The sequence below is a fragment of the Paenibacillus sp. GL_099_B genome, from assembly GCF_057835695.1.
In genome coordinates this window covers 1171588-1191787 of sequence record NZ_CM174430.1, presented here as the reverse complement: position 1 = coordinate 1191787, position 20200 = coordinate 1171588, and the positions used below count along the sequence as shown (strand labels likewise).

Annotated in this window: 18 protein-coding genes; 4 read left to right on the top strand and 14 right to left on the bottom strand. The window is 48.1% G+C overall.

The features are described from left to right. Positions 1–63: 63 nt before the first annotated feature. Positions 64–1635 (bottom strand): ATP-binding protein, encoded by a 1572-nt coding sequence (locus AC3ITG_RS05425; protein WP_489253064.1) that lies wholly within the window; start codon positions 1633–1635, stop codon positions 64–66. 262 nt (positions 1636–1897) lie between these two features. Here AC3ITG_RS05425 and AC3ITG_RS05420 point away from each other — a divergent pair, with 262 nt between their 5' ends. Then, the gene (locus AC3ITG_RS05420) at positions 1898–2233 is read left to right on the top strand and encodes a hypothetical protein (RefSeq protein WP_489253063.1); all 336 of its coding nucleotides are present in this window, start codon (positions 1898–1900) and stop codon (positions 2231–2233) included. 71 nt (positions 2234–2304) lie between these two features. Here AC3ITG_RS05420 and mglC read toward each other — a convergent pair whose 3' ends face one another. From mglC to AC3ITG_RS05390, 6 genes are all read right to left on the bottom strand, one after another. Continuing rightward, positions 2305–3324, bottom strand: a complete 1020-nt coding sequence (gene mglC, locus AC3ITG_RS05415) for a galactose/methyl galactoside ABC transporter permease MglC (protein ID WP_489253062.1) — start codon at positions 3322–3324, stop codon at positions 2305–2307. Positions 3325–3338: 14 nt separating this feature from the next. Beyond that, the gene (locus AC3ITG_RS05410; protein ID WP_489253061.1) at positions 3339–4844 is read right to left on the bottom strand and encodes a sugar ABC transporter ATP-binding protein; all 1506 of its coding nucleotides are present in this window, start codon (positions 4842–4844) and stop codon (positions 3339–3341) included. 74 nt (positions 4845–4918) lie between these two features. Beyond that, on the bottom strand, positions 4919–5980 hold the full coding sequence (locus tag AC3ITG_RS05405; RefSeq protein WP_076290272.1) for a galactose ABC transporter substrate-binding protein: 1062 nt from the start codon (positions 5978–5980) through the stop codon (positions 4919–4921). Positions 5981–6101: 121 nt separating this feature from the next. Further along, on the bottom strand, positions 6102–7280 hold the full coding sequence (locus AC3ITG_RS05400) for a substrate-binding domain-containing protein (RefSeq protein ID WP_489253060.1): 1179 nt from the start codon (positions 7278–7280) through the stop codon (positions 6102–6104). After that, positions 7270–9084 carry a cache domain-containing sensor histidine kinase gene (locus AC3ITG_RS05395; protein ID WP_489253059.1) on the bottom strand — a complete coding sequence of 605 codons (1815 nt, stop codon included), beginning with the start codon at positions 9082–9084 and terminating at the stop codon, positions 7270–7272. The genes AC3ITG_RS05400 and AC3ITG_RS05395 overlap by 11 nt, the downstream gene beginning before the upstream one ends. After that, complete coding sequence (locus AC3ITG_RS05390) at positions 9081–10700, bottom strand: response regulator (RefSeq protein ID WP_489253058.1); 1620 nt, start codon at positions 10698–10700, stop codon at positions 9081–9083. Before AC3ITG_RS05390 ends, AC3ITG_RS05395 begins: the two co-directional genes overlap by 4 nt. 216 nt (positions 10701–10916) lie before the next feature. Here AC3ITG_RS05390 and AC3ITG_RS05385 point away from each other — a divergent pair, with 216 nt between their 5' ends. Then, on the top strand, positions 10917–11438 hold the full coding sequence (locus AC3ITG_RS05385) for a hypothetical protein (RefSeq protein WP_489253057.1): 522 nt from the start codon (positions 10917–10919) through the stop codon (positions 11436–11438). A gap of 66 nt (positions 11439–11504) precedes the next feature. Here AC3ITG_RS05385 and AC3ITG_RS05380 read toward each other — a convergent pair whose 3' ends face one another. Further along, complete coding sequence (locus AC3ITG_RS05380) at positions 11505–12431, bottom strand: tyrosine-type recombinase/integrase (protein WP_489253056.1); 927 nt, start codon at positions 12429–12431, stop codon at positions 11505–11507. Positions 12432–12601: 170 nt separating this feature from the next. Between AC3ITG_RS05380 and AC3ITG_RS05375 the strand changes: the two genes are divergently transcribed. Continuing rightward, entirely contained in the window at positions 12602–12802 is a 201-nt protein-coding gene (locus AC3ITG_RS05375; protein WP_062320808.1) for a cold-shock protein, read from the top strand. Between the two features lie 134 nt (positions 12803–12936). Next, entirely contained in the window at positions 12937–13209 is a 273-nt protein-coding gene (locus AC3ITG_RS05370) for an HU family DNA-binding protein (protein WP_053783990.1), read from the top strand. A 271-nt stretch (positions 13210–13480) separates the two neighbouring features. Here AC3ITG_RS05370 and AC3ITG_RS05365 read toward each other — a convergent pair whose 3' ends face one another. The 6 genes from AC3ITG_RS05365 to AC3ITG_RS05340 all read right to left on the bottom strand — a co-directional run bounded on the left by AC3ITG_RS05365 (position 13481) and on the right by AC3ITG_RS05340 (position 20105). After that, complete coding sequence (locus AC3ITG_RS05365) at positions 13481–14281, bottom strand: ABC transporter ATP-binding protein (protein WP_489253055.1); 801 nt, start codon at positions 14279–14281, stop codon at positions 13481–13483. Positions 14282–14341: 60 nt separating this feature from the next. After that, entirely contained in the window at positions 14342–15478 is a 1137-nt protein-coding gene (locus AC3ITG_RS05360; protein ID WP_489253054.1) for an ABC transporter ATP-binding protein, read from the bottom strand. 4 nt (positions 15479–15482) lie between these two features. Next, positions 15483–16319, bottom strand: a complete 837-nt coding sequence (locus AC3ITG_RS05355; RefSeq protein WP_413375724.1) for an ABC transporter permease — start codon at positions 16317–16319, stop codon at positions 15483–15485. 1 nt (position 16320) lies between these two features. Beyond that, positions 16321–17331, bottom strand: coding sequence for an ABC transporter permease (locus AC3ITG_RS05350; RefSeq protein ID WP_413375722.1), 1011 nt, complete (start codon positions 17329–17331; stop codon positions 16321–16323). Between the two features lie 89 nt (positions 17332–17420). Next, positions 17421–19232, bottom strand: a complete 1812-nt coding sequence (locus tag AC3ITG_RS05345; RefSeq protein WP_489253053.1) for an ABC transporter substrate-binding protein — start codon at positions 19230–19232, stop codon at positions 17421–17423. A gap of 228 nt (positions 19233–19460) precedes the next feature. Then, a complete protein-coding gene (locus tag AC3ITG_RS05340; protein ID WP_489253052.1) occupies positions 19461–20105 on the bottom strand; it encodes a Vat family streptogramin A O-acetyltransferase in 645 nt (214 codons plus the stop codon). Between the last annotated feature and the right edge of the window lie 95 nt (positions 20106–20200).

Sequence of the window (20200 nt, the reverse complement as noted above, 5' to 3'; positions counted from 1 at the left end):
TAAACAAAAACGCCGCAAACGGTTCTTCAGGAACCCAAATGCGGCGTTTTTTTATTATTGGAATTATGCCCCCATAGGTAAATGAAGGGTGAATGTTGAGCCAATCCCTATTTCACTACGAACGGTAATGCTCCCATGATGATCCTGAGCGATTTTCTGACAGAGTGCCAGTCCAAGTCCTGTACCTTCCTCCTTGGTCGTATAAAATGGATTAAAGATCGTCGCCAGAGAGTTCTCCGGGATACCGCTGCCCGTATCGGTAATCGAGATAAGCGCTTTATCTCCATCATGTAACAGATCAATATGCACTTCACCCGGGTCTTCCATTGCTTCAAAAGCATTGCGGATCAGGTTAATCAGGACCTGCACGATCTTGTCCCGATCCATGTTGACCACAACTGGTTCACCAGTCATTTCAAGTGTAATCCGATGCCCTCGCGATGCTGCATCCGATTCGGTTAAAGACATGACTCGTTCAAGACAATGGGCCACTCGTTCGGGCTTCATATGATTGGCCTGTGGTTTGGAAAACTGTAAAAACTCGGCCGTCAGATCCGTTACCCGTGCTACCTCACCCATAATGACCTCATACCACGGTGCTATATTAAATGCCTGTCCTCGTGATAACTGCAAGAATCCTCGAATGGCAGTGAGAGGATTACGGATTTCATGAGCCATGCCGGCCGCCAGCTCACCTACAGCCCGTAGTCTTTCCGAGCGGAAGACCTCCTCTTCATTTTTCAACCATTTGCTGCGTTGTTGCTGAAATAACCTGTCCTCCGCTACCGTAATAAAGTGCTGCAACGTCTCGGACATCCCCGGATATAGGGAAATACTGTAGTTTACTTGTAAGCCCCTTAACTCCCCGGACAGCAGTAACGCCATGCGTTCTTCGATATTTTGTATTTCAGGCAAAACGACAGCATACCGATCCCCTGCATACCGAGATACGCCATATGCATCTGCAAATTGTTTCGAAACACTCTCGCCTGTCGCTTTGATTACATGACTCCAGTTGTCTTCGACCTCTTTATCAAACCCGTTGAAATTCTGAATGTTCATGATAATCAGCAAAAATGATCGTTGCTCGTCCACCGTTTCCTTCAGTACGTTCATATATCCCTCGTAATTTAGCAATCCGGTGAGCGGATCATGGAGGGTTAGAAAATGATTTTTCTCCCGAAGTCTGCGCTTCTCTGCTTCGCTGTTAATCAAGGTATGATACAAAAATATAATGACAATCGCAGTTAACATGTCAAACATGGACACCAGCAAATTATATGTATCTATCGTCACATACGAAAGCCGAATCACGGTATATTCAAACACAATCAACATTGAGATAGGTAACGTCTGCGTAACACGTTGTTTATCCTGAATCATCGACATGATGAGTAGGTAATACAACATATTGCACCAGTTCAGTTCACTGAAATAATGGAATATGCCAAGAAAAATCCAATGGATGTTACGCAGTACCGGATACTGTTTTTCCTTGTATATACTTGCTACAAATAACACACCAGCACATATCATTAACGCGAGATGGGAAGTAAGCCCTAGAAAATAAGAGGACAGGACAACAAGGAGACATCCTAGCGGGAAAATAACCATTTTCATCGTGTAACTCAGCAAACAGCCTCGCCCCCTTTGACATAATTCTCATATCTAAGATCCTATTCACATGTATTATATCGATAATGATTAGCTGATGTTGTCGATTATTGGAGGTTCGTCAAATTCACATGAATGTATAAATTTATAATTAAAATAGGACAAACGGTTTATAGGAAAGTGCATATTGCGAAATAATCAATCAATCACAATGGTCATTACTGTGTTACAATACATTTAATGGGTTTATTTGGAATATCAACTTGGTTATGGAGGGATAAACATGATACAACAAAGAAAACCTTTGGGCATCGGGACACTTTCTCTGCTGGTGCTCGCAATGGGGTTGGCCTTTAATTTTCCCTGGGGCACAGAAAAGGTAAAGATCAGCCACTCTTTGTTTAATCTACTGAACTTGCCTATCTATAGTAATGGTCATCAAGGATTTAACATCCCCTTCATAGTAGCTATAATCTTTTGGTTATCTTCCGTTTTGATCGCACGTAAATATCAAACGCACTATGGTACAAAGGTGGCCTATAAGGTCGGTGGTTTCATGCTGATCTCTAGCGTCATGATCTTTCCACTTTACGGTTTAATATGGGTTATATTCCATTAAAAGAGCAAAAAAAGCATAAAGCCAGCCCCTGTCATTTCAGGAAGCTGGCTTTATGCTTCATTACTACACTTCTATTTTTTCGCCATATACTTGCGGATATCAAATGCTACCGCAGCCACAATAATCAACCCTTTAATAATCAGCTGCCAGTAAGGACTTACACCGATGAAGGTCAGACCATAGTTGATAACCCCAAAGATCAGCACACCCGCCATTACACCAGGAACGGTACCAATCCCTCCGGCGGTGGAGACGCCCCCCACTACGCAGGCCGCAATAGCATCCAACTCATACATATTGCCGTAATTGTTCGTTGCCCCGCCCGTACGCGCGGCTTCCAGCACACCGCCCAGTCCATACAGTGCACCTGCAATGGCATACAGTGCAATCAGGTTGCGTGCCACATGAATGCCGGACACATGCGCAGCCTGAATGTTACCACCGATGGCATACATGTTCTTCCCGAGGCGGGTCTTGTTAAAGACGACCCAGCAGATCAGCGCCACCCCAATAGCAATCAATACGATATACGGAATGGAATAGCCGCCGCCAAGATCAATGTAACCAGATCCAATAACGGTAAAATCGGGTCTCAGTCCACCAATTGGTTGTGACTGATTGGGCTCTGTATCAAAGTAAATCGAGTTCAGTCCATATACCGCAACCATTGTACCCAGTGTCGCGATAAAGGGTGGAACATGTAATTTAGCTACAATAATTCCGTTGACGAGCCCCACTGCCAGGCCTGCAATGATCCCGATAGCGATCGGCAATCCCACCCAATACTGTGGCAGATCGGGAAAGAACCGATTGGCATATTCGCTAATTTGCAGCATGGATGCGGATACTACAGCCGTTAGCCCAACGACCCGTCCTGCCGACAAATCGACCCCGCCCGTTACCAGGATAAACGCCGCACCCAGCGCAATAATGGCCCGTGTGGAGGACTGTTGTAATATATCCCGAAGTGTAGAGAAAGCAAGAAAGTGCGGATCGGCAATGGCAATGCCAATGACGAGCAGAATCAGCACAATAAAGATCGCGCGCTGCGCCACATACTGCTTCACCTGATTGATTACCTGTGTATTCATGTGTTCTCTCCTGACTAAGCCATCCGCTGCTGTGCGGCCAGCCTCATGATATCCTGCTCTGTTGCCTCGGCTCCGTCCACAATTCCGGTGAGCCGCCCTTCACTCATGACCATAATTCGATCTGACATACCCAGCAGTTCAGGCATCTCCGAGCTGATCATAATAATGCTTTTGCCCTGACGGGCCAGTTCCGTAATAATGGTGTAGATTTCAAATTTGGCGCCCACATCAATCCCACGTGTCGGTTCATCGAGCAGTAGAATTTCAGGGTCAGTCAACAACCATCTAGCCAGAAGTACCTTCTGTTGATTACCACCAGACAGGTTGCGAATAAGCGTGTTAACTGAAGGCGTTTTAGTTCTAAACTTCAGAGTCTGCTCGCGTGCCTCATCTCGGCCTTTCTTCTCATCCAGCAGACCAATCCGATTCCGGTAACGTCCGAGACTCGCGATAATCGTATTTTCATACACAGACAATACTGGAAAAATTCCTGTGACTCTTCGCTCCTCGGTCAGCAGGGCAATGTTATGACGCTTTGCTGCGGCAGGTGACTTGATCTTCACCTTGCGCCCATGAATCGAGATCGTCCCTGAAGCAAGTCCGCGTAAGCCAAATAATGACTCAATCAATTCCGTCCGCTGTGCCCCAACAAGGCCGCCAATTCCAAGCACTTCGCCTTTCCTCAATTCAAACGTCACATCCCGGAACGAATTCGGCTGGCTGGAGGTTAAGCCTTCTGCCTTCAAAATCACTTCTCCAGGTACGTTCGTCCGTACCGGGAACCGTTCATCCAGATCGCGTCCAACCATGCGGGTAATGATCAGGTCGGTCGTTAAATCAGCAGCATCCCAGGTACCCACTACAAAACCATCCCGCATAATCGTGACCTCATCCGAGATCGTCAGAATTTCCTCCATCTTGTGTGAAATGTAGATAATAGAAACCCCACGACTGCGCAGCTGATTAATAATGGCGAAGAGCTGGTCCACTTCCTTGCCCGTGAGCGAGGATGTTGGCTCATCCATCACGATAACTTTAGATTGGAAAGAGACCGCTTTGGCGATTTCCATCGACTGTACTTTGGAAACGGATAAGGTTCCTGCCTGAGCCTTCGGATCAATGTCCAGATTCAGGTCCTTGAACAGGGCCAGTGTATCGGCATACATTCGTTTCTCATCCACCAACAACCCCCACATTGGAAACCGTCCCAGCCAGATGTTTTCCATCACCGGACGGTGTGGCACCGGGTTCAGTTCCTGATGAATCATCGATATGCCATGCTGAAGCGCCGCTTTCGAACTCGGAATCTCCACCTCATTGCCGTCCATCCGAATCGTCCCTTCATCCGGGCGATACATACCGAATAGACATTTCATTAGCGTGGATTTGCCCGCTCCATTCTCTCCCATCAGCGCATGAACCGTACCCGGCTTTACCTTCAATGTGACCTGACTCAGTGCCTGCACACCCGGAAATGCTTTGGATATTCCGTCCATCTCCAGCAGGTAAGGTGATTCCATCTTTCATCCTCCCCTTCCGTAAACCCGGCAAAAAAAGGACGCCATCTCATGACGGACGTCCCTGTTTGCTGCTGTTATTGGGCGTCGGCAATGTTGTCTTTCGTAATTTTTTTGTAGGCAATCCAGACGTATTTGCCATCCGTAATGTCATAACCCGTGTTTTCCTTCGTTGGCGTCTCACCTTTCGCGAGTACGGAAGCGAGTGCAACCGTTGCTGCGCCCTGGTTCTTGGCATCATTCAACACCGTGCCCAGCATCGTTCCGTCCTGAAGGGCCTGAATGGCCGGAGCAGTTGCATCCACGCCGACAACAGGCATCGTTTTGCCGTCTTTGAAGTATCCGGCTGCTTTCAACGCTTCAATGGCTCCAAGTGCCATGTCATCATTGTTAGCCAATACTGCTTCAATCTTGTCTCCGTGGGAGGCAAGGAACGCCTGCATTTTCTCCTGGCCTTTGACCCGATCCCACATCGCCGTGTCTTCCGCCAGCGCTTCCACTTCAATTCCGGCATCCTGGATGGCCTGAACGGAATATTTGGTCCGCAGCTCAGCATCCTGATGGCCCGGCTCGCCTTTCAGCATGACGTATTGCAGTTTGCCGTCCCCGTTTTTATCCGCTTCCGGGTGGGCCTTCCAGTAATCCACGATGAGCTGACCGGAGATCGTGCCTGACTCTTCCGCCTTGGCTCCAACGTAATACACTTTATCCCACTTGTTCATGTCCTCGGCAACCGGCTCACGGTTCAGAAAGACAACTGGAATGCTGGCCGCTTTGGCTTTGTCAATAATGACACCTGCTGCGGTCCGGTCAACCGGATTCACGGCCATTGCGTTGTACTTCTTGGATACAAACAGATCGACTTTCTCATTCTGGGTCGGCTGTGCGTTCTGGCTATCCACGATATCGAGTGTGGCTTTGCCTTCCGCTGCTGCGGTCATTGCATTCCGTACACCTGTCATGAACGTGTCATCGAACTTATAGATCGCCACGCCAATCTTCGGCGTTTCCGTTCCTGCCGCCGTCTGACCTCCTGTATCTGTTCCTGTACTTCCCCCTGCGCTGTCTCCGCCACTGCTGCACCCCGCCGCCGCAACCATACACGCTGTAAGCAACAATGTCATCCACGTTTTCTTCATATCCTAATGACCTCCCCCAAGTTCATTCGGCTTTACCGATGTCTTTATTATGAAAGGGTTTACAATAAATTCGAATACAATATCTTCCTCTGTTTTATCGAAATCTTCCTCAATTGAGCCTTTACTGTACAAAAGGAAACAACAACTTCTGATTATCCATCCAGAACATATTGTCCGTACTGACCAGCTTCGTTTCCAGCGTTACCCTGGCTTGCACCTGTTGATTGTTCAACCGCGCAACGGCCTGATTCACACCAAGATAACCTGCGCTGAATCCGTTTTGTACGATCAAGTGCTGAATTCTGCCTTCCTGTAACTGCTCTAACTGCTGCTGTTCACTGCCAAATCCCACAATCTTCACCTTGTTCCCATTGTTCTCGGACGTACGTCGATTCAATTCATCCGCTGCCCCCAGAGAAGCAGGTTCATGAAGGGCAATCAATCCGTCCACCTGCTGCTGGTCAAGCAGTTGCTTCGCCGCCTGCCAGCAACCATCACGCGTGCTGCATACGGATTGGGTCTCCACATGAATATCCGGATATTCAGCCAGTGATTCCTCTACCCCTTGTTCCCGGTTAATCAGGACAGGATTTACAGGATCAGGACCAAGCAAGGCTATACGTCCTCGTCCTCCCAGAAGCACAGCCATGGCCTGACCCGCCTGCCGTCCAGCCTCAACGTTATCTATCGAGATAACACTTGTTATACCTTTTACAGGAAACTCGTCATTCAACAAAATGACGGGGATAATCACTCCGTTGGTATCTTTAGTCTGTGCCTTCTGAATGATGTCGCTGAGTGCCTTCTCACTCAAGGGATCGATCAACAGGGCCGATGCTCCCTGTTCCAGTGCCAGCGATACTGCATCGACCTGGGCTTGTTCACGCTCGCTCAGTGGATAAGTCCCATTTTGCAAATGCTCTTGCTTAACCCTTCCCTGTCCTGCTGTGAAGTCAGGGTTAGATGGCGCGTAAGTTAACCCCTCCGAGGGAAAAGCTTCCACCGTAATGAGCTCCGCTCCCGCTTCTTTGGCAGCCGCCTCGGCCCCAAGACGTATCGCTTCTGCAAGTTCTCCGGTTCCCGCTGGCGTAATCAGTGCAATACGCGGCGGTGATCCCGCCGGATCAGCATTGGACATACCGCACGCCATACATAACAACAGGCAGCAGATTGCTGCTGACATGCCCATATAACGAAGAATAAGGACTCTCGTCCGTATGGCTTCCACGCGGGTGCAGATTGTTATTTTCATAACCATATGCGCAATCCAGTCCGTTCTATTGATCATATTAACTTTCATGAGCATCGTCCTCCTCTCGTTCAGATTTGATCGGAATCCGAATCCAGACGGTTGTGCCTTCTTCCAGCTCACTCTCGAATTCAAGACCGTAAGCTTCGCCATAATAAAGCTGAATTCGATCATGTACATTTCGTACAGCTACACCTGATCCTGCACCACTTTTTACGATAGAACTGCCCATTAGAAGTTTCGACATCTGCTCTTCCGTCATGCCGACCCCATTATCCGTAATGCGAAATACCAGCTTGTCGTCCTCCCGGTATACACGAATCTCAATACATCCCTCGTCCATATGATATTCAATGCCATGCACGATCGCATTTTCAATGAGTGGCTGAAGCACCAGCTTAAGTGTCAGGCAGTCCAGTGTATCCTCGTCCGCATTCATGCTAAAATTAAATTTGCGTTTGAACCGCATCTGTTGAATCGTCAGGTAATGGTGGGCGTGCTCCAGTTCTTCCCTGACCGTAATAATCGTTTTGCCTTGACTGAGACTGATGCGAAACAATCGGGATAACGAAGTGATCATCGTAATGACTTCCTCATTCCGGCTCATGCCCACCATGCGCACGACCGAATTCAACGTGTTGTAGAGGAAATGTGGATTGATCTGAGCCTGCAAAGCTTCCAGTTCAAGACGACGCTTCTGTTCCTGTTCATGAATGATCTCACTCATCAAGGTGCGGATTTTATTGACCATCAGGTTAAATCGACGGGATAAACGTTCCACTTCCAGCGGCCCTTCGATGGGTAGCTCTACGTTAAAATCCCCTCGCTCCACGGCCTTCATCTTTCGTTCCATACGCCGGATCGGACGTGTCAGACTGGAAGAGAGGAACAGCGATACGAGAATGACCAGTACCAGCACAACCAGCAGCACCCGAATCAGATATCCATTGACCTCCTGGCGGGTTGTCATAATCTCATCCAGATAAGCCACACCAACGATTTTCCATCCGATATTGGCGACAGACTTGACCGTATTCAACCTTTTCTGCCCGTCCGCCTCATCTTCATAACTGCCGGTTGCAACCAGTGCCTGTTCGATATTTTCACTTTTGAGCCCCATGTACATTAATTGCTGCTGCGGATGGTAGACGATATTGCCTGCACTTTCGTCGATAATGTAGACGTATCCCCGCTGCCCCAGACTGACCCGGCGGCTCAGTTCGTCCATTTGTTTGAAGTTGATATCCACCAGCAGAATGACCTGCCGATCCTGACCATTTTGCCGTACGGTTATGCCTTTGCTCATGGAAACGACCCATTTGTATGGGCCTGTGTACATGTTCTGAATATGAGGCAACGAGAAACTAAGGTGATCCGGCACTCGGAGTGCAGATTGAAACCACCCTTGCTGTGTCACATGCGCACTCGGTTTTAATTCAGCTGAAGGTCTGTTCTTGAGCAAATGCCCTGTAGAATCCAGCAAAGTAATGGAGATGATATCCTCGCGGCTGCTGAGCAGCGTGTCGAGCTGTTTATCTACCTGGTCCCCTTCCCACGTGCCATCCCGCAGCATATGTTCTTCGATGGCTCGATACAGATGCGACATGCTGCGCACATAATCCTCCAGATTGTAACTGACCTGATCCACGATCTGTCTCGTCGTCAGCTCCGCACTTCGCTCCGCAGCCTGTGTGAATTTGTCATGCAACAGCAACGCCATGATGGTCATCACTAATACAATGAAGACAGAGAAGGACCACGTAATAATAAAGCGGATACTGCTGACTCTTGATGAACGCAGCCTGGACCGAAGCTTGAGCCAAAGGGATCTTATCCATCCGGCAAACGTTCTCATCGACTTGTGCCTTCACTAGCTGTTAGTGCAGTCTGTTTGCGATATTCTTTGGGCGAGACGCCGATATGTTTTTTAAAGCAAAAACTGAAATAATTCGGTTCCGCGAAGCCTACCTGACCAGAAATCTCAAACGACTTCATCTCCGTGGATCGAAGTAACTCCTTGGCCGCCTCCATCCGGATCTGCATCAGATATTGCAGGAAGGTAAGCTGTACTTCTTTTTTGAAAATGCCACAAAAATAACCCGAGCTGATATGCAGATGCCCACATACTTTCTGAATGGACAGATCCGGATCGGCGTAGTGTTCTTTGGTAAACGACAATGCCTGTTCCACAATATCCTTGTATACATGCTGCCTTCCGCTGGCAATGCGATGTTGAACGAGCAGACAAACCTCGCGCACCTTACCTTGTGCCTCAGACAACCCAGGCAAACGGAACAAATCGGCATACAACTGGAACCCTGCCCCAAAGATGTCCTCCATGGCCTCGCCCGATGCCTGAGCTGCCTTCCAAACGTTTGTTAATACTTCAATCAGATACAGTTGAATGTCACTTCGCCCATGCTCCACCGTAATTTCCCGGAAAATGATCTCTAGCGCGTCCTCCAGCTCCGCCTGCGTACCCGCTTTCAGACAACGTGTCAGCGTTTGCTGCTTCAACTCGTCAAAACGCAATTTGCCCGCCGTCTGCCGCTCAACATCTGCAATATAGATGAGGGGATCGGTCCCCGGTACAAGCCGATAATCCAGTGCCAGTAGTGCATCTTCATAGGCATGCTTCACACCTGCCAGTGTGTTCACGATTGAGCCCGATCCAACAGTGGCAGGAATACGCAGATAGTGATTGATGCTGCGCATTACATTTTCCAGCGCCTGCTGCTGTCGTTTCTCCCCATCTTCTCCACCCCACAGATCTACATAGAGCAACACAATAGTCTCCTGATGCATAAAAGCATGTCCGGCCCCGTGCTCCGTCCATACCTCTGCGGCAATGTTTAGCGCAGCGAACTGCTTCAACTCCGCATCCTCGGATTGGTCTCCGTCCATATGCAGGGTCAATACGGATACACCATAGCGTTCACCGTGCAAATCCAGTCCGCATTGCCTTGCTTTGCCATGGATATATTCCGGCGATTTCTGCCGATGCAGCAAAGTGGCCATCAGGTCCGCCTGTAATAGGGGCAGGCTTGTATAATAATGGTCGCGCAGCTGCTGTACATCCTCTCGCTCGGCCACTTCAGCCGCCATCTGCGCACGCAACCTTGTAAGCAGTTCTGTCAGATGTCCCGCCGAGAATGGCTTCAGTAAATATTCATCCACACTCAGTGAGACCGCTTGTCGGGCGTAGTCGAATTCATCATATCCAGTCAAAATCACCACTTTCACAAGCGGATTGCGCTCCCGCAACCTTCGAGCAAGTTCAAGTCCATCCATAAATGGCATGCTGATATCCGTTACCACAATATCCGGCTCAACTCGTTCGGCCATCTCCAGTGCTTCACGTCCATTCTCCGCCAGACCAACTATGCGCAGATCGAGCGCTTCCCAATCTACCTCTACAACCAACCCTTCGCGTACATCCTCTTCATCATCCACTAGCAATACCCGGTACACGTCAGATTCCTCCTTTATTTAACGGGCCTTAAGCCCAAGCAATAATGTATATGTCGATATGATCCAAGGTTGCCATCATAATATACAATATAAATTTAAATATGTAACCGCTTACTTTTAAGGTGATAAGATTGATATAATGAGCGCTCACAAGGATATTTATGGTAAATTATTGAAAGGAGTTAATTATGAAATAGGAAAGGAGTCTATTAACTGATGAATTACTTAAAATCTGGAATGGTAACGACCGGTATTGCCGCAATATTAATCTGCAGTGGTTCAATCACAGAGACAATTCGAACCGATCGATTTGAAGCATCCACCGAGACTTCACGCTGGGAGAACCAACCTCAAGAACTTCAGGAGAAGTTAACAAAATCATGGAGCGGAGGAAAAGAGGCGATACGTAACACGCTGAATGAGAATAGTGAGAAGGAGAATATAACTGAATGGAAACTGTTTTACAGCTTGGAGGATTCATTAAACACCCTTCCCCATCCAGAGCACTCTTCCTTCATCGCTGCCTATTATAGTAACGAACGAAGAACCATGCTGGAAAACGGGGATATCATGCCTGCCTTACTTTTACATCCTGATCATACAAAGGCGATAATTTTTTGGGAAAAGCTTGATGGAACCTATGCCATTATTACATTAGAATCGCAAATCAATGCAAACAACAAGCCTGAATGGGATGTAAGTCATTCTTGGATAACCAAACAACCCTCATCCACTTGAAGTGGGTCAGGGCATCATTGATCCTATATCCATTCGTAATCCCTCATAAAGAGTGCTGTATGTACTTTAATGCGGTTCCGTTTCTCCATCATCTTCTGCTGACGAAGATAGATTGCCATTTAATCCCTTCACATAAATCATCGTGGTATCCGGATTGATATGCCCCATCATTTCTGCCAAGCGATGCAGTGGTGTATGCTCAGCCATAGCGTATCCGAACCGATGACGCAGATCATGGGAACTTAGCCCTTCCAGCCCGGCAGCAGTCATCACCTTTTTGATCAAATGGCGCAGCGCCCTCTCTGTTAAGCGATCACTAGTTTTCTCGGAAGGAAACAGGTAAGGACTATCCGGCGCGAGACCAGCCATGTACATCTTCAACAAAGCAATATATGTCATGTTCAGCGGAACTTTCCGTTGACCGTTTCGTTTATCGGCCCGCACGATGAGTTGCCCGCTTCGTTTGCCCAATTCAATATCACTGGGAACGAGATTGCATACCTCCATCGTTCGCATACCGGTATGAAACATGAGCGTAAGGATGGTCTGATCCCGAAGCGAGTTGCCGTCCTCGACAGCAGATATGAATGATCGTTCTTCCTCGGTTGTCATTCGGCGGGGGCTAACCTTGTCTTCCGGAATGAATTTCAAAGGTTTGGAAGGATCACTGTTGATACTGGATTCCGATGCAGCCCACTTGAAAAAACGCTTCAATGTAATCAGTCTGCGATTAATGGTAGATGGCTTCAATTGCATTACCTTTTGTGAATCTTCCCTGTAACTGACCAAAGTCGATGTATGCACATCTACGATATGAAATGAAATATCTTCACCCCGAGAATCGTTCCCCTTATACCATTCGGTAAAATGCTTCAAATCACTCGCATATTCCTTCAAGGTTTTGGGTGTCAATTCTCCCTGGATCGTAAGCATATGTATGAATTCCTGAACAACCATTTCCCCTTGTACCGAAGTACCAGAACCCTTATCCATTAGAAAAAACCTCCAAATCTTGACTTATATTAGCGGACATGGTATTATCATATTAATCGATACATTAGCGGACATCAAGTCTGTGGGTTGAATATACCTGATTAGCGTTGATTTTTATAATTAACCTTTTCAAAATGGTCGTTTAAAAACTTATTTTTTGGAGGAACTACATGCAAACAGGTACAGTGAAATGGTTTAACGCGGACAAAGGATTTGGCTTTATCGAAACTGAAGAAGGAACAGACGTATTCGTTCATTTCAGTGCAATTCAAGGCGACGGTTTCAAAACATTGGATGAAGGACAACGCGTCCAATTTGAAGTAACTCAAGGTAACCGTGGTCCACAGGCTGAGAACGTTACTAAAGTTTAATTATATTAAAGCTGCCTTGTACAAGGCAGCTTTTTGTTTTATTACATGAGCATTTTGCATAGATTCAAAGAGCGTCTTTCAAAATGCTGACTTCATAAACTTATCATCCAAAAACGAAAAGCGAGGTATGACAAATGGACAAAGAACAATTGATCACAGAAGTAGCCAAAAACGGCGGATTCTCCAAAAAGAACGCTGAAAAGGCCGTAACGGTTGTACTGGATTCGATTTTGGAAGCATTGAAAGAAGGCAAAGAGGTCCAACTGGTCGGATTCGGAAAATTCGAAGTGCGTAATCGTGAAGCACGTATGGGCAAAAGCCGTAGAACTGGTAAGGAAATTCAACTTCCAGCAGGTAAGGTTCCCGTATTCACAGCAGGATTAACGATGAAAGAAGCTTTAAACTAAACAGCAACAAAAGGATTGGAAAAGAGGTTTTTATTCAAACACACAACGAACATTTTGATGTAAATGTCGTGTTTTCTACGGTTGATGATATCATTAACTTTTATTCCGGCAAGCAGACAAACCAGAATAACTCGGAAGATCACACCCATTCAACACCCCCATCAACAGAGTCTGCACAGACGCCACAACCACCCACTCGCTAAAACGAACCTTTCATCTTGGACAATAAGAAGCCCTGTTCCGCTCAACACGGTCCAGGGCTTGATTTGTGTCAATCGAGCACCCAGGGAGAATGAATCTTGGGTACGTCATTGATTAATTGCTTGGTATAGGGATGCTCCGAATGGTGGATGACCTCCTCCGCTCTCCCCGCCTCCACCATTCGTCCATGCTCCATAATACAGATCGTGTCGCTCACATAATAAGCCAGACCCACGTCGTGCGTAATAAACACAATGGTCATACGGTTCTCGTCACGCAGCTTGAGCAGCATATCCAAAATCGTTGAACGAGAGCACGCGTCCACCATGGACGTCGGTTCATCAGCAATCAACACCTTTGGATGCAACATGAAAATGCGGGCAATCATGAGCCGTTGCATCTGTCCACCGGACAACTCAAACGGATATTTGTTGTATAACTCCTCGAACTTCAGGTTGACGAAGGAACAGGCTTCCTTCATTTTGGCATATTCCTCATCCTTGTTCAGCTTCAGTCCCTGAAGTTTGATACAGTCCACCAGCAGCTTTTCCACCCGGTGAAATACGTTGAACGAAGAGAACGGGTCCTGGAAAATGGCCTGAATATCCTTCCAATAGGCTTTACGCTCACGATATCGCTTCAGCTGTCTGGGCTTGCCATCGTATTCGATCGCTCCACCCGTTTCCTTGAGTAAGCCCATAATCATTTTCGCGAGCGTCGTCTTGCCACTGCCACTCTCTCCGACAATGGAGATAATCTCCCCTTCATGAAAATCAAAGCTCACATCGTCCACTGCTGCCTTTTTGCGATTGCCTGTACCGTACACCTTGGTCAGATGGCGGCCGCTGATCAGCACCTTGCCCATCGCCATACTACCTCACTCCTTTCGGGGAGCCTTGATCCGAGCCCATTACGCCCAGAGAGAATCATTTCATTGGTCTGCAATATCATCAGTGGCAGTTCGAACATCCTGGACTTCATCTTTATTTAAGCCGTTTTCCTCCTGGTTTTGTTCCCTCTCCTGGGGCTCTTCGTTCATGCTTCCCTGCTGTACGTGACCGTCCTGTTCCTGCTCCCTGATCTGCTCCAGCATCTCCGGTGTCAGGAGACAGCGATATATGCGCCCATCGACATGAATGTTCTCAATTTTCCCCTGGCGGCACTCGTCGGTCACCAGTGTACAGCGCTCTGCAAAGCGGCAGCCGTCCGGTACATTCTTCAGATTTGGTGGTGCACCGGGAATGGCAGCCAGTTTGTGCTCCTTCATGCCCTCTTCCGGAACAATGATAGAGCCCATCAGCTTGCGAGTGTACGGATGCAGTGGATTGAAAATCATCTGCTCTGCCGTGCCTCGTTCCACAATCTCCCCGGCATACATCACCATAATTTCATCCGTGACATGGTACAACAGCGGCAGCTCATGCGTGATGAACACCAGTGATTTGATTACTTTGCGCTTCAACAAATCCTTCAACAGACGAATGACTGCCTTCTGAGAAGTTACGTCTAGTGCCGAAGTAGGTTCATCCGCAATGAGCACGTTGGGATTCAGAATCGTTGAGATGGCGATGACTGTTCGCTGCTTCATGCCACCGGACAATTCATTTGGATACATATCCAGCACATCCGGCGAGAGATTCAGTGATTGGAAGCGCTCCGTAGCCATCTTCCGCACATCCGACCGTTTCAGCTCCGGACGATGCTCCTTCATGATATCTTCAATAAACCTGATAATACGCAGCGTTGGGTTCAGTGCATTCATGGCGGCCTGCGGAATATAGGCAATTTCCTTGCCCAGAATGCGAGAACGAAGCTGCTCTTTGTTCAGTTGCATAATATCGGTACCATTGATGCGGATCGAACCACTACCATAATGAAGCGGCGGGAAATAAAAGCCCATCAGGCTGAGCGCCAGCGTCGATTTACCACAGCCCGATTCACCTGCAATGCCCAGCGTCTGCCCCTCTTTCAGCCCGAACTCCACCCCGTCGACGGCAAAGACGTTCTCCTTGAGCCGGGTACGGTAATAGGTTTTGAGACCGCTGACCTGAAGTATAGGTTGGTTCATGGTCTTAGCTCCTTATTTTCGGATTGAAAATTTCGTCCATGCCCGTATTCATCAGATAAAGCGAGAAGGTAATGACGGCAATCGCCAGCGCCGCAGGAATGAAAGCCCACCACGCCCCGGCTACTGGCGCTTCAAACACCAGTGCCCAGTTCATCAGAATGCCGAGCGAGATCGTATTATACGGTCCCAGTCCCAGCATGGAGATGGAGGCTTCGGACAGAATGCCCGATGCCGTCTGGAGCACAAAAGCCATCACCACATAAGACGCGATATACGGCAAAATCTCATGGATAATGATACGCGGCGTACTGTGTCCCGAAATTTTCGCAATATGCACATGATCCCGGCTACGCAGAGATGTTGTCTGGGCTCGCACAGCCCGGGCCGTCCAGGGCCAGCTGGTTATACCGATAATGATCGCCGTCACCAGGGAACTGCGTGAATCAATGCTGACTGAGATCAAGATCAGAATAATAAACGAAGGAATAACGATAAAAATATTGGTAATTGCCGTCAGAAAGTTATCCAGCATTCCCCCGATATATCCCGACACCAGGCCCATAACCAGACCGATAACGGTCGCAAACACACCTGCAATCAGCCCCACACGTATGGATGTCTGGATGCCATACATCAATTCAAGAAAAATGTCCCGTCCAAAATTGTCCGATCCTAACAGTAAGCCATCGCCAGGTGACTGAAACGCCATCGCAATCATCTCCAGGGGATCACTGCGATTAATGAGCGGATAGATCGTAACCAAGAGCAGCATGCCGACAAAAGTCACCGCACCGATCATGAATTTGGGTGACTTCAGCAATATAGAGATCGAATGCTTCATATCACTGTTCCTCCATTTGAGCGGCCTTGATGCGCGGGTCAATGAAGCCGTAGATGACATCAATGGTGAAATTCGCAAGCAATACAGCAATGGCAATCAGCAGCGTACACCCCGAGATTAGTGGGTAATCCAGTTGCCTTATGGCCGTGAACAACCATGTGCCTATGCCCGGATAACTGAAGACAATCTCACAGATGAGTGATCCGCCGACCATCGTACCGATGGAGAGCGCAAGCCCCGTAATTTGCGGCAGCATGGCGTTACGGAACACATAACGCGAAATTCGGCCGTCGCGAATACCCAGCAGTTTGCTGTATAACACATAGTCCGAATTCAGCTCATAGATGGACATCTCCCGCATGCCAATCGCCTGACCACCAATGGTCACGAGTACAATGGAGAGGAACGGCAAGGTATGGTGGCGAACCACGGACATGATGAAGTCGAAGCTCAGCTGCGGCACCATCTGGAAGTCATATCCCCCTGATAAAGGGAACCATTTCAGTGATAACGCAAAGACGTACAGCATAATAATAGCCAGAGTAAAAAAAGGAATGGAATTGATAAACAACGCTACCGGAAACAGCACTTTATCAAAAACACCCTTCCGGTACGCCGCAATGGCGCCGAGCAAATTGCCAATGATCCAGCCGACCAGGATGGCCGGAAGTTGAAGCCCCACCGTCCAAGGGACGGCGGAGGCCAGAATGTCCGTAACAGGCTTCGGATACAGTCCAAAGGACGTGCCCAGATTGCCTGTGAACAGATTTTTCAAATAGATGCCGAATTGGGTCCATAGCGGCTGATCAATGCCGAACTCAACCGTAAACGTCTCATACACCCGCTTGATGGAATCCGAGTCAGTCATCCCTGACGTCATTTTGGAAGCGATCATGCTCACCGGGTTACCTTCAATCAGTCTTGGCAAAATAAAATTCAGTCCGATGGCGATGACCAGGGTCAGGCCGTACCAGAATACTTTTTTGGCGACATATCTGGAATAGGCATTCATAGGATTTAGCACCCCCGAGTTTAGCGGATAAGGGCCTTATGTCTGAAGTGGTGTGTCACTTCATCGTGTCCTGATTCAATATGAGTTCCTTAATTGTGGATCTGATACAATGCCTTAATACCTGCGCCGTCCATCGAGATTTGCGGCGGAATGTTGGTTCCATCTCCTTCGGTCGGGAAACCTTTCCAGACCGATTCGTTCACGGTGTCAAACACCCATGGTCTGTACATCAGCGGAATGGAAGGGATATCTTTCAGCCAGATGGTATTCAGCTCGGTATACAGTGACTTCAGCTTCGCCTCGTCAGACACGGATGGAATCTCTTCAATAATGGCGTCTGCGCGGTCATTCTGGTATCGTCCCCAGTTCCAGAACGCCATCTCACCCATTGGGGCAACCCCTTTGGAATACATGATCGTCATCGCACGGTTCCATGGCTGGCTTGGGCTGACCCCGCCTGCAGGTGTGTTCATGATGATATCGAATTTGCCGGTTTGCAGATCATTGGTCCATACTGGCGATTCCGGGAATTTGGTGCGAATCTCAATCCCTATGGCCTTGGCGCTCTGCGCTACGATCTCCAGGGCAGCGTTCCAGTCGGACCAACCGTAAGGACATTCAACCTCGAAAGGCCCAAGGCGTGTGCCGTTAAGGACACGGATGCCGTCTTTGCCTTTGGTTGCTCCAATCTTGTCGAGCAGGGCGTTGGCTCCTTCAATATCCATCGTCCATTGCAACGACTTGATGGCATCCTGGTCAATATATTTGGACTCGGCGTCCGAGTTCAAGGTCAGAGAAGGCTGCATAGGTGCGGAATATCCGCTCATGGCCAGCTCCGAGATTTTGTCATAGTTGATGCTCATGGCTATTGCACGGCGAACGTCAGCATTATCGAGTCCAGCTTTGGACAGATTGAAGAAAATGCTTGGCATGGAACCGGGCAGATAATACGGCGCATCCTTCAGATACGTTTTGACGGCAGCCCCGCCTTCCCACATCTTCCACACCTGAGGGATAAACTGCTGGGAGACGTCCACTTGCCCACTCTTGAACGCCAGATCACCTGCGGCATTATCCTTGTAGATCACGTGAGTGATGTACTTCGGTGCGGGCAATTTGCCGAACAATTTCTGACCCCAGTAGTTGTCGTCGCGGACAATCGTAATTTTCTGGTCGTTGTAAAAGTGAAGCTTATATGCTCCGGTGCCCACCGGATTGTCATTGATCTCTTTGCGAATCGCGGTCAGATCATTATTGTTCTTCTTCTCGATCTCTTCCCAGATATGCTTCGGCAGCATCGGGATCAGTTCAATGCTGTCCAGTACGGTCAGCTTGTTTGGGTTATCAGGGTTCAGCTTAATTTCCACGGCCTGCGCTCCATCCGCCTTCACTTCACTGATGTAGGTCCAGAAGCTGCTCCAGTTGATATCGTATTTTTTGCCCAGTTCATAGGTGTATACAACATCATCTGCTGTAAAAGCTGTCCCGTCGCTCCACTTCGCATCCGCATTCAACTCAATGCGCAGAGTGGTTTCATCCGTCCATTCATACGAATTGCCCAAGAGAGGTTCAAGGCCACCGTCCAGCTGGTTTACCATAAACAGTGTCTCGTACACCAGCTCCCTGGAGTTGCCGTAATTCACTGGAAATGCGGGATTTCCGCTCAACAGATTGAAGTTGGTTGGTGGCCCCCATTGCAGCCCATTGATATACAAAGTCTCATTACGCGGTGTCTCCTTGTTGGTCTGTGGTGCAGGTTCGTTCTGGGTTGTCGTGGTTGGTGTATCCACCGTCCCTTGTGGTTCACTTACTGATGGTGGCTGAACACTTTGGCATCCGGCAAACAATGTGACCGACATGAACAGAGCGACGAGCGGTGTGGCAGCTCTCTTAAATCGCATTCTGAACCCCTCCGTGAATTCATATTGATGTTATTGGAAGCGCTTACTTAAAGTTATTCTATGACTTATCTCACACAACATTCCATCTCTTTTCTCAATTTTGAGACATTGTTTTTGAGGTCATACCAAACATGTGATTATGGAAATATAAAATCCAAAATGAAAAAGCCGGCTCCGTAAGGAACCAGCTTAACCCCGCTTTTTGCATATCAATTCACGTACATCAACCTACTTGCTCTTCAGAAGCTCACGCAATGTCTGGAGATCGTATGTAGAGACCAGTCGTTCCAAATGTGTGTCCAACCACGCCTCATCCTGATCCCACCATTTCAGTTCCAGCAGTAAAGCAATGATCTCCTCGTCGAAGCGCTTTTTGATTGGCTTGGCAGGATTGCCACCCACAATGGTGTAAGGCTCGATGTCCTTGGTGACTGTCGCATTGGAAGCGACGATGGCACCGTCTCCAATAGTGACACCCGGCATGATGGTTACATTTTGCCCAATCCAGACGTCGTTCCCCAATACAGTGTCTCCCTTAAAAGGCAGCTGATCCAGCGTAGGGGTCACTCTCTCCCAACCACCACCAAAAATATTGAAGGGATAGGTCGTCATGCCCTCCATCCGGTGATTGGCGCCATTCATAATGAATGTCACGCCTTCGGCAATTGCACAAAACTTACCGATCACCAGACGATCACCCAGGAAATCATAATGATGCTGAATGCGGTCATAAAATTGCTCGGGTGGACGACTGTTGTCACTATAATACGTATAATCACCGATCAGCACATTAGAGCGCGGCGGCAAATTTTGAATGTAACAAACGGTACGAATATTGTCGTTAGGGAAAAGTTTTGTTTTATCGGGAGCCATATATATCCCCTCCTTTTCCTCATTGTACCAAAAAGGGATTCGATCTGACCATCGGATCCCTTTTCTTATTCTCCCTAGAACAACGTTGCTTTACC

Coding starts and splice junctions, on each gene's coding strand:
- AC3ITG_RS05420 (WP_489253063.1), top strand. CDS start 1,898: ATGATACAACAAAGAAAACCTTTGGGCATCGGGACACTTTCTCTGCTG.
- mglC (WP_489253062.1), bottom strand. CDS start 3,324: ATGAATACACAGGTAATCAATCAGGTGAAGCAGTATGTGGCGCAGCGC.
- AC3ITG_RS05410 (WP_489253061.1), bottom strand. CDS start 4,844: ATGGAATCACCTTACCTGCTGGAGATGGACGGAATATCCAAAGCATTT.
- AC3ITG_RS05405 (WP_076290272.1), bottom strand. CDS start 5,980: ATGAAGAAAACGTGGATGACATTGTTGCTTACAGCGTGTATGGTTGCG.
- AC3ITG_RS05400 (WP_489253060.1), bottom strand. CDS start 7,280: ATGAAAGTTAATATGATCAATAGAACGGACTGGATTGCGCATATGGTT.
- AC3ITG_RS05395 (WP_489253059.1), bottom strand. CDS start 9,084: ATGAGAACGTTTGCCGGATGGATAAGATCCCTTTGGCTCAAGCTTCGG.
- AC3ITG_RS05385 (WP_489253057.1), top strand. CDS start 10,917: ATGAATTACTTAAAATCTGGAATGGTAACGACCGGTATTGCCGCAATA.
- AC3ITG_RS05380 (WP_489253056.1), bottom strand. CDS start 12,431: ATGGATAAGGGTTCTGGTACTTCGGTACAAGGGGAAATGGTTGTTCAG.
- AC3ITG_RS05375 (WP_062320808.1), top strand. CDS start 12,602: ATGCAAACAGGTACAGTGAAATGGTTTAACGCGGACAAAGGATTTGGC.
- AC3ITG_RS05370 (WP_053783990.1), top strand. CDS start 12,937: ATGGACAAAGAACAATTGATCACAGAAGTAGCCAAAAACGGCGGATTC.
- AC3ITG_RS05365 (WP_489253055.1), bottom strand. CDS start 14,281: ATGGCGATGGGCAAGGTGCTGATCAGCGGCCGCCATCTGACCAAGGTG.
- AC3ITG_RS05360 (WP_489253054.1), bottom strand. CDS start 15,478: ATGAACCAACCTATACTTCAGGTCAGCGGTCTCAAAACCTATTACCGT.
- AC3ITG_RS05355 (WP_413375724.1), bottom strand. CDS start 16,319: ATGAAGCATTCGATCTCTATATTGCTGAAGTCACCCAAATTCATGATC.
- AC3ITG_RS05350 (WP_413375722.1), bottom strand. CDS start 17,331: ATGAATGCCTATTCCAGATATGTCGCCAAAAAAGTATTCTGGTACGGC.
- AC3ITG_RS05345 (WP_489253053.1), bottom strand. CDS start 19,232: ATGCGATTTAAGAGAGCTGCCACACCGCTCGTCGCTCTGTTCATGTCG.
- AC3ITG_RS05340 (WP_489253052.1), bottom strand. CDS start 20,105: ATGGCTCCCGATAAAACAAAACTTTTCCCTAACGACAATATTCGTACC.